General features: G+C 72.3%; 6 protein-coding genes and 1 tRNA gene. 6 read left to right on the top strand and 1 reads right to left on the bottom strand.

Features of this window, described 5'->3' with window-relative positions:
* The first annotated feature begins 89 nt into the window (after positions 1 to 89).
* Positions 90 to 1,568, top strand: coding sequence for a pyruvate kinase (pyk, locus tag ACFU0Y_RS15285; RefSeq protein ID WP_380215378.1), 1,479 nt, complete (start codon positions 90 to 92; stop codon positions 1,566 to 1,568).
* A gap of 14 nt (positions 1,569 to 1,582) precedes the next feature.
* Positions 1,583 to 2,041, top strand: coding sequence for a PaaI family thioesterase (locus tag ACFU0Y_RS15280; RefSeq protein WP_380215380.1), 459 nt, complete (start codon positions 1,583 to 1,585; stop codon positions 2,039 to 2,041).
* Between the two features lie 61 nt (positions 2,042 to 2,102).
* Here the strand turns inward: ACFU0Y_RS15280 and ACFU0Y_RS15275 are convergent.
* A tRNA-Leu gene (locus ACFU0Y_RS15275) sits at positions 2,103 to 2,186 on the bottom strand.
* A gap of 226 nt (positions 2,187 to 2,412) precedes the next feature.
* Between ACFU0Y_RS15275 and ACFU0Y_RS15270 the strand changes: the two genes are divergently transcribed.
* The 4 genes from ACFU0Y_RS15270 (at position 2,413) to rpsA (ending at position 9,138) form a co-directional block, all read left to right on the top strand.
* The gene (locus ACFU0Y_RS15270) at positions 2,413 to 3,027 is read left to right on the top strand and encodes an ANTAR domain-containing response regulator (protein WP_380215379.1); all 615 of its coding nucleotides are present in this window, start codon (positions 2,413 to 2,415) and stop codon (positions 3,025 to 3,027) included.
* Between the two features lie 84 nt (positions 3,028 to 3,111).
* Complete coding sequence (gene polA / locus ACFU0Y_RS15265; protein WP_380215377.1) at positions 3,112 to 5,997, top strand: DNA polymerase I; 2,886 nt, start codon at positions 3,112 to 3,114, stop codon at positions 5,995 to 5,997.
* Positions 5,998 to 6,059: 62 nt separating this feature from the next.
* Positions 6,060 to 7,472 (top strand): GNAT family N-acetyltransferase, encoded by a 1,413-nt coding sequence (locus ACFU0Y_RS15260; RefSeq protein WP_380215376.1) that lies wholly within the window; start codon positions 6,060 to 6,062, stop codon positions 7,470 to 7,472.
* 172 nt (positions 7,473 to 7,644) lie between these two features.
* Complete coding sequence (gene rpsA, locus ACFU0Y_RS15255) at positions 7,645 to 9,138, top strand: 30S ribosomal protein S1 (protein ID WP_344120087.1); 1,494 nt, start codon at positions 7,645 to 7,647, stop codon at positions 9,136 to 9,138.
* The last annotated feature ends 31 nt before the right edge of the window (positions 9,139 to 9,169 follow it).

Below are 9,169 nucleotides of genomic sequence, written 5' to 3'. Positions count from 1 at the left end.
GCCGGGAGCTGCGTGGTGCGACGGAGCTCCCGGCCGCACTGCTGTGCGGGGTCCTTCCCGGCGGCACCCCTCGACCCAAGGCGGCACACATGCGACGAGCGAAGATCGTGGCCACGATCGGCCCGGCCATCTCCTCGTACGAGAACCTCTCCCAGGCGATCCGGTCCGGCATGAACGTGGCCCGGCTCAACATGAGCCACGGCGACCACTCCGTGCACGACGCGTCCTACGAGAACCTGCGGCGCGCCTCGGCGGACGCCGGACAGACCGTCGCGATCCTCGCGGACCTGCAGGGCCCCAAGATCCGGCTCGGCCGCTTCGCGGACGGCCCGCACGAGCTGCTGCCCGGCGACGAGTTCTCCATCACCGTCGACGACGTCGAGGGCACCGCGAGCCTGTGCTCCACCACGCACAAGGCCCTGCCCGGAGACGTCAACGTGGGCGACCCGCTGCTCATCGACGACGGCCGGGTGGCCCTGCGCGCCACCGCCGTCTCGGACACCACCGTCACCACCGAGGTGGTCGTGGGCGGGGCCGTGTCCAACAACAAGGGCATCAACCTGCCCGGGGTGGCCGTGAACGTCCCGGCCCTGTCCGACAAGGACGAGGACGACCTGCGCTGGGCCCTGCGCCGCGGCGTGGACCTCATCGCCCTGTCCTTCGTCCGCGACGCCAAGGACATCGTGCGGGTGCACGAGATCATGGATGAGGAGGCCCGGCGGCTGCCGGTGATCGCCAAGATCGAGAAGCCGCAGGCCGTGGACTCCCTGCACGAGATCATCGACGCGTTCGACGGCATCATGGTGGCCCGCGGCGACCTCGGCGTGGAGCTGCCGCTGGAGCAGGTCCCGATCGTGCAGAAGCGCGCCATCGAGCTCGCCCGGCGCTGGGCCAAGCCGGTCATCGTGGCCACCCAGGTGCTGGAGTCGATGATCGACAGCCCCCGCCCCACCCGCGCCGAGGCCTCCGACTGCGCCAACGCCGTGCTCGACGGCGCCGACGCGGTCATGCTCTCCGGTGAGACCTCGGTGGGCAAGTACCCGATCGAGACCATCGAGACCATGGCCCGGATCATCGAGGCCACCGAGTCCCAGGCCCTGGAGCGCGTCCCGGCGCTGGGCACGGAGCCCCGCACCCGCGGCGGGGCCGTGACGCGGGCGGCGGTGACGATCGCCCGGCAGCTCGACGTCAGCTACCTCTGCACGTTCACCCAGTCCGGGGACTCCGCCCGCCGGCTGTCCCGGCTGCGCCCGGCCCACCCGATCCTGGCGTTCACCCCGGAACCGCTCGTCACCGCACTCATGTCCCTGCTGTGGGGCGTGCAGCCCATCCAGGTCGCCCAGGTCGACCACACCGACGAGATGACCCGGCAGGTGGACCTGCACCTGCAGGAGCAGGGCCTGGCGGGCAAGGACGACCTGGTCGTGATCTGCGCCGGCTCGCCCCCCGGGGTCGCCGGCACCACCAACCTCGTCAAGGTGCACCGCGTGGGCGACGTCGCCGACGCCGGCGAGCTGCTCGGCAGCGGGCCGCGGCGCGAGCGCGTGGGACCGTGGCGCGAGGGCTGAGCGGCGCCGCGGGCATGACCCCCGAGGAGCACTCCCGGGACCTGCGCGAGCACGGCGTCCCCGAGGAGATGCACGCCGCCTTCCCCGGCCACGGGATCGGCGGGCTGGCCCGGGCGATGGGCATCCGTTTCACGGAGCTCACGCCCGGGCGCTCGGTCGCCACCATGCCGGTCGAGCCGAACACGCAGCCGGGCGGGATCCTGCACGGGGGAGCGCACTGCGTGCTCGCCGAGACGCTCGCCTCGACCGCGGCGAGCGTGCACGCCGGGCCGGAGCGGTTCGCGGTGGGGGTCGACGTCAACGCCACGCACCAGCGCGGCGTGTCCTCCGGGACGGTCACCGGCACGTGCACGGCCCTGCACCTGGGGTCCACGCTCACCGTCCACGAGGTCGTGATGACCGACGAGCAGGGGCGGCGGCTGTCCACGGCCCGGGTCACGAACCTGGTGCGGGAGCGCGGCGGCGCGGGCTGACGGCACCGGCCGCCGGCAGCGGGGAGGCACGGAAGAACCCCGGACCGCCGGTCCGGGGTGCTGGTGCCCAAGGTGGGACTCGAACCCACACTCCAGGGGAACCGCATTTTGAGTGCGGCGCGTCTGCCAATTCCGCCACTTGGGCCCACGGGCGCGGTCCGCGCCGCCTCGGCGGGCGGCTCCTGCGCTCGCCCACTCTACAACAGTTATAGGCTGGGACTGATCTGACGGAACGCGCGGCGCCGGGCAGTCGGGCGCCGCCGGCCCCGCCGCCCGCGCGGCGCGGGCAACGACGCACCAGCAGCCAAGGAGTCAGCGTGACGGAGCAGCCGAACCCCACCCCGGCCGAGGACCCCGCGACCCGGGACGACCTGCCCGCCGGGACGGCGGAGCACGAGGCGGAGAACGACCTGCACCCGCCCCGCCGGGTGGTGGTGGCCGAGGACGAGACCCTGATCCGCCTGGACATCGTGGAGATGCTCCGGGACGCGGGCTACGAGGTGGTCGCCGAGGCCGACAACGGCCAGCGCGCGGTCGAGCTCGCCCGCGAGCACCGCCCCGACCTCGTCCTCATGGACGTGAAGATGCCGGTCCTGGACGGGATCACCGCGGCCGAGCAGATCGCCTCGGAGCGGATCGCCCCGGTGGTGCTGCTGACCGCCTTCAGCCAGCGCGAGCTCGTGGAGCGGGCCCGCGAGGCGGGGGCCATGGCCTACGTGGTGAAGCCGTTCACCGTGGACGACCTGGTGCCCGCGATCGAGATCGCGATCTCCCGGGCCGAGGAGATCGCCGCCCTCGAGCGCGAGGTCTCGGACATGAAGGAGCAGTTCGCCACCCGCAAGCTCGTGGAGCGCGCGAAGTCGCTGCTGACCACGAAGATGGGCCTCACCGAGCCCGAGGCGTTCCGCTGGATCCAGAAGACCTCCATGGACCGCCGGCTGTCCATGCGCGAGGTCGCCGAGGCCATCATCAACCAGGTCGCCTGAGCGCCCCCGCCGGCCCACGGGCTGACCCGCCGGGCCCCGGCGGACCGCCCGCCCCGGCTCCCGCCCGGGCCCTAGGATGGGTCCGTGAGTGAAACGACGCAGCAGACGCAGACCGACACGAGCCCCGAGACCGCCGTCCGCACGGTGACCGTCGGGACCGACACCGACCACCCCGTCGACGTCGAGATCCCCCGCCCGGTCTCCCGGCCCGACCGGAAGCTGCTGCTGGTCGACGGCCACTCCCTGGCCTTCCGCGCGTTCTTCGCGCTGTCCCGCGCGGCGGAGTACGGCGGCGGGCCCGCCTTCGTGACCTCCGACGGGCGGCACACCGAGGCCGTGTACGGCTTCGTGAACACCCTCGTGAAGCTCATCCGCGAGCAGAAGCCCACCCACCTGGTCGTCTCCTTCGACCTCGAGGGCCCCACCCTGCGCTCCCAGGAGTACGGGGAGTACAAGGGCGGGCGGGACGAGACGCCCGAGGAGTTCCACGGGCAGGTCCCGCAGATCCGTCGGGTCCTCGACGCCCTGGGCGTGCCCGTGGTCACCGCCGAGGGCCACGAGGCCGACGACGTCCTGGCCACTCTCGCCCGCCGCGGCGCCGAGCAGGACTACGAGGTGCTGGTCTTCTCCGGGGACCGGGACGCCTTCCAGATGATCGACGAGCACGTCACCGTGGTCTACCCCGGGCGCACCCCCTCCGACCTCAAGCACATGGACGCCGCCGCGGTGGTGGAGAAGTACAAGGTGCCGCCCCAGCACTACCCGGACCTCGCGGCCCTGACCGGCGAGCAGGCCGACAACCTCCCGGGGATCCCCGGCGTGGGCGCGGGGTTCGCGGCCAAGTGGATCCTCGCCTACGGCGGCGTCGAGGCGATCCTCGCGCACGCGGACCGCGTCAAGGGCAAGAAGGGCGAGGCGCTGCGCGAGCACCGCGCCGACGTCGAGCGCAACCGCCGGCTCAACCGGCTGATCACCGATCTCGCACTGGACGTGGACCTGGCCGAGGCCGGCCTGCCTGTTCCCGACGCCGAGGCGGTGGGGGAGGTCTTCGACGACCTCGAGTTCGGCGACGGCCTGCGCAACCGGCTCTTCGACGCGTTCGGCCGCCCCGCGGAGGAGGCCGCCCCGCCGGCCGATCTCGGCCTCGGGGACGTGGAGCGCCCCGGCACCGCCGAGGATCTCGAGCGGTGGCTGGCCGGCGGTCAGGACCCGGTGGTCCTGCACGCCCTGCACCGCGACGACGACCCCGTGCTGCCCGGCGCCCGGGAGCTCTCCGGCGTGGTCCTCGCCCGGGGCGGTCACGAGCCCTCGGCCCTGTTCCTGGACCTGTCGGCGGCCGACTCCGCGCTGGAGTCCGCGCTGGCCCACTGGCTGGCCGACGCCGACCGGCCCAAGATCGTGGACGGGCTCAAGGACGTCTGGAAGTCCCTCGCCGTGCGCGGCCTGCCGCTGGCCGGGGTCGTGGACGACCCGCAGCTCTCGGCCTACCTGCTGCAGCCGGCCCGGCGCAGCTACGAGCTGCCCGCCCTGCTCGAGGACCGGCTGGGGCTGGCCGTGGCGCCCGCCGCGGACGGTGCCGCCGCGGGTCAGCAGGAGCTGGCCCTCGACGCCGAGCCGTGGCCCGCCCCGGCGGTGCTGCGGCGGGCGGCGGAGCTGGCGGTCGCCACCGTCCAGCTGTCCGCGCACCTGCTGGAGAAGCTGGCCGAGACGCACCAGAGCGCCCTGCTCGCGGACCTCGAGCTGCCCCTGGCCGTGGTGCTGGGCCGGATGGAGCTCGCCGGCATCGCCGTGGACCCCGAGGGGGTCCAGGTCCTGCTCGACGACTTCGCGGGGGTGATCGAGCAGGCGCAGCAGGAGGCGCACGCCCAGATCGAGGAGCCCGTGAACCTCGGCTCCACCAAGCAGCTGCAGCAGGTGATGTTCGAGGAGCTGGGGCTGCCCAGGACCAAGAAGATCAAGTCCGGCTTCACCACCGACGCCGACGCCGTGGCCGAGCTGCTCACCCGCACCGACCCGGACTCGAAGGGGCACCGCTTCCTCGCCGGACTGCTGGCCTACCGGGACGCGAACAAGCTCCGCCAGACCGTCGAGGGCCTGCAGAAGGCCATCGCCGAGGACGACCGGGTGCACACCACCTACATGCAGAACGTCGCCGCCACCGGCCGTCTGTCCTCGACCAACCCCAACCTGCAGAACATCCCCGTGCGCACCGAGGAGGGCCGCCGCATCCGCGGGCTCTTCGTGGTCGGGCGCCCGGAGGACGGGCGGGCCTACGAGCAGCTGCTGACCGCCGACTACTCCCAGATCGAGATGCGCATCATGGCGCACCTGTCCGGGGACGAGGCGCTGATCGAGGCGTTCCGCAGCGGCGAGGACCTGCACCGCTTCGTCGGCGCGAAGATCTTCGGCGTGGCCCCGGAGGAGGTCAGCGCGCCGATGCGCTCCAAGGTCAAGGCCATGAGCTACGGGCTGGTCTACGGGCTGAGCTCCTTCGGGCTGTCCAAGCAGCTGCGGATCCCCGTGGACGAGGCCCGCACCCTGATGAGCGACTACTTCACCCGCTTCGGCGCGGTGCGCGACTACCTGCGCGGCGTCGTGGAGCAGGCCCGCGAGGACGGCTACACGGCCACCATCGACGGCCGCCGCCGGTACCTCCCGGACCTCTCCAGCGACAACCGGCAGCTGCGCTCCATGGCCGAGCGCGCCGCCCTCAACGCCCCCATCCAGGGCTCGGCCGCGGACATCATCAAGAAGGCGATGCTCGGCGTGGACCGGCGCTTCGCCGACGAGGGGCTCGGCTCGCGGATGCTGCTGCAGGTCCACGACGAGCTCGTGGTGGAGGTCGTGCGCGGGGAGCGCGAGACCGTGGAGCGGGTGCTGCGCGAGGAGATGGGCGGCGCCGCCGAGCTGTCCGTGCCCCTGGAGGTCAACGTCGGCGCGGGCCGCTCCTGGCACGAGGCCGCCCACTGACCGCCCCGCCCGGCTCCCCGGCCGGCCCGGCCCCCGATCCCACCGCGAGCGAGGAACCCACCATGGACCCCCAGCACGACGCCCCCACGACACCGTCCACGCCCGGGACCGTGACCGAGTCCTACTCGGCCGGCGGGCACGACTACACGTTCGCGGAGTTCGGGGTGGGCCCCGGGGGAGTCGCGGCCAACCCGGCCGCCGTGGAGTGGGTTCGGGCCATCCGGCAGGGCTTCCACCAGGCGGAGCCGACCGACGAGACCCTCGAGCGGACCCTGTCCTGGATGCACGCGGAGCGGGTGCGGCTGCGCGCGGCCTACCCCCACGACGTGCCGGAGGCGGCGCTGCCCACGCGGCGTCCCGTGGCGACCTTCACCTCCTGGGAGGGCTCGCTCAACGCCGGCCGGGGCCGGCTGCTGCGCGCCCGGCTCATCTCCGAGGTCACCGTCCGGCCCACGCACAGCCGTCGCGGGCTGCTGCGCCGGCTGATGACCGGGGAGCTCGACCGCGCCCGGCGCGACGGCTATCCGGTGGCGCTGCTGACCGCCACCGAGGCCACCATCTACGGCCGGTTCGGCTTCGGCGCGGCCACGTTCAACCGCGAGGTCACCGTGGACGCCACCACCCGCCTGCAGCTCAAGGCGCCGACGGTGGGCAGCGTGGAGATGGCCGACGGGGAGGAGGTGCGCCGGCTCGCCCCGGTGCTCTTCCAGCGCTTCCACGAGAGCTCCCACGGATCGGTGAGCCGGGTGGCCTACCACTGGCCCGAGTACACGGGGGAGTACGCCATCACCCCGCAGAAGGCGGACCCCGAGGTGCGCTGCGCCGTGCACTACGACGACGCGATGCGCCCGGACGGATACGTCACCTACCGCTTCGAGCCCAACACCTCGTACCCGCTGACCCTGACGGTGCTCGACCTCGTGGGCGCCTCCCCGGACGTGTCGATCGCCCTGTGGGAGTTCGTGACCTCCTTGGACCTCGTGGACCAGGTCCGCTTCGGCCGCGCGCCCGTGGAGGACCCGCTGGTGTGGGCGATGGGGGACCGCGCCAAGTACCGCGTCACCGCGGAGTCCGACAAGGTCTGGGTGCGGGTCCTGGACCCCACGGCCGCGCTGGAGGCACGCCCGTACACCTTCCGCGGCCGGATCGTCATCTCCCTGGTGGACTCGATGGGCTACGCCGACGGCGTCTGGGCGCTGGACACCACCGGCGGCGCGCCCGTGGTGGAGCGGCTGCGCGACCGGCCGCGCACCGCCGACGACGACGCCGGGCGCTCGGTCCCCGCGGTGTCGCTGCCCGAGGGGGCCGACGTGGCGATGCGGGTGGACGTGCTCGGGTCCCTGTACCTCGGGGCGGTGAAGGCCAGCACCCTGGCGCAGGCCGGGCTGATCGTGGCCCGGGACGAGGAGGCGCTGCGGGACCTACAGGACTTCATGGAGACCCCGACCGCCCCGTACGGCGTCACGCAGTTCTGAGCCGGGGACGCGCGGCGGGGCGCGTGTTGCTTCCCTTTTCCCGCGTCCGTAGACTGACCCGGTGCGTGCTCTGCACGCGCCCTGTCCAGCAATCCTTCGGAACGGCCGCGGTCCGGCCGGACAATCTCCGTTCCGACTGATCACAAACTATTCCCATCGGAGCCCCTACTACATGACCACCACCACCCCGCAGGTTGCCGTCAACGACATCGGGTCCGCCGAGGACTTCCTCGCCGCTGTCGACGCGACCATCAAGTACTTCAACGACGGCGACCTCGTCGAGGGCACCGTCGTCAAGGTCGACCGCGACGAGGTCCTTCTCGACATCGGCTACAAGACCGAGGGCGTCATCCCGTCCCGCGAGCTGTCCATCAAGCACGATGTCGACCCGGACGAGGTCGTGACCGTGGGTGATGAGGTCGAGGCTCTGGTCCTCACCAAGGAGGACAAGGAAGGCCGCCTGATCCTCTCCAAGAAGCGGGCTCAGTACGAGCGCGCCTGGGGCGACATCGAGAAGATCAAGGAGGACGACGGCGTCGTCACCGGCACCGTCATCGAGGTCGTCAAGGGCGGTCTCATCCTCGACATCGGCCTGCGCGGCTTCCTGCCCGCGTCCCTCGTGGAGATGCGCCGCGTGCGCGACCTCGCGCCGTACATCGGCCAGCAGATCGAGGCGAAGATCATCGAGCTGGACAAGAACCGCAACAACGTGGTCCTGTCCCGCCGTGCCTGGCTCGAGCAGACCCAGTCCGAGGTCCGCTCCAACTTCCTGCACAAGCTCGAGAAGGGCCAGGTCCGCACGGGCACGGTCTCCTCGATCGTCAACTTCGGCGCCTTCGTGGACCTGGGCGGCGTCGACGGCCTCGTGCACGTCTCCGAGCTGTCCTGGAAGCACATCGACCACCCCTCCGAGGTCGTCGAGGTCGGCCAGGAGGTCACCGTCGAGGTCCTGGACGTCGACATGGACCGCGAGCGCGTCTCCCTGTCGCTGAAGGCGACCCAGGAGGACCCCTGGCAGCTGTTCGCCCGCACCCACGCCCTCGGGCAGGTCGTGCCGGGCAAGGTCACCAAGCTCGTCCCCTTCGGTGCGTTCGTGCGCGTCGAGGACGGCATCGAGGGCCTGGTGCACATCTCGGAGCTGGCCCAGCGCCACGTGGACATGGCCGAGCAGGTCGTCTCCGTGGGCGACGAGCTGTTCGTGAAGGTCATCGACATCGACCTGGACCGCCGCCGCATCTCGCTGTCGCTCAAGCAGGCCAACGAGGGCGTGGACCCGGACTCCACCGAGTTCGACCCGGCCCAGTACGGCATGGCCGCCGAGTACGACGAGCAGGGCAACTACAAGTACCCCGAGGGCTTCGATCCCGAGACCAACGAGTGGATCGAGGGCTACGAGACCCAGCGCGCCGCCTGGGAGCAGCAGTACGCCGACGCCCAGTCGCGCTGGGAGGCGCACAAGGAGCAGGTGCGGAAGTCGATCGCCGAGGACGCCGAGGCCGCCGCCGGCGGCACGACGAGCTCCTCCTCGTCGTCGTCGTCCTCCTCGTCCTCCTCGTCCGCTCCGGCGCCGACCAGCTACTCCTCCGAGGCCCCGGCCGCCGACTCCGGCACCCTGGCCTCCGACGAGGCCCTGGCCGCTCTGCGCGAGAAGCTGACCGGAGCCTGATCCGACAGGCCCGGCCGGGGCCGTCCCGCAC

The organism is Kocuria sp. NPDC057446, from assembly GCF_042802875.1.
In the GTDB taxonomy this organism is placed as follows: domain Bacteria; phylum Actinomycetota; class Actinomycetes; order Actinomycetales; family Micrococcaceae; genus Kocuria.
Note: the sequence above shows the minus strand (reverse complement) of the source record. Positions and strands in the feature narration are given on the sequence as shown.

What these genes read in the sequence shown, in the direction of transcription:
- pyk (WP_380215378.1), top strand. Translation starts at nt 90, where the DNA reads ATGCGACGAGCGAAGATCGTGGCCACGATCGGCCCGGCCATCTCCTCG.
- ACFU0Y_RS15280 (WP_380215380.1), top strand. Translation starts at nt 1,583, where the DNA reads ATGACCCCCGAGGAGCACTCCCGGGACCTGCGCGAGCACGGCGTCCCC.
- ACFU0Y_RS15260 (WP_380215376.1), top strand. Translation starts at nt 6,060, where the DNA reads ATGGACCCCCAGCACGACGCCCCCACGACACCGTCCACGCCCGGGACC.
- rpsA (WP_344120087.1), top strand. Translation starts at nt 7,645, where the DNA reads ATGACCACCACCACCCCGCAGGTTGCCGTCAACGACATCGGGTCCGCC.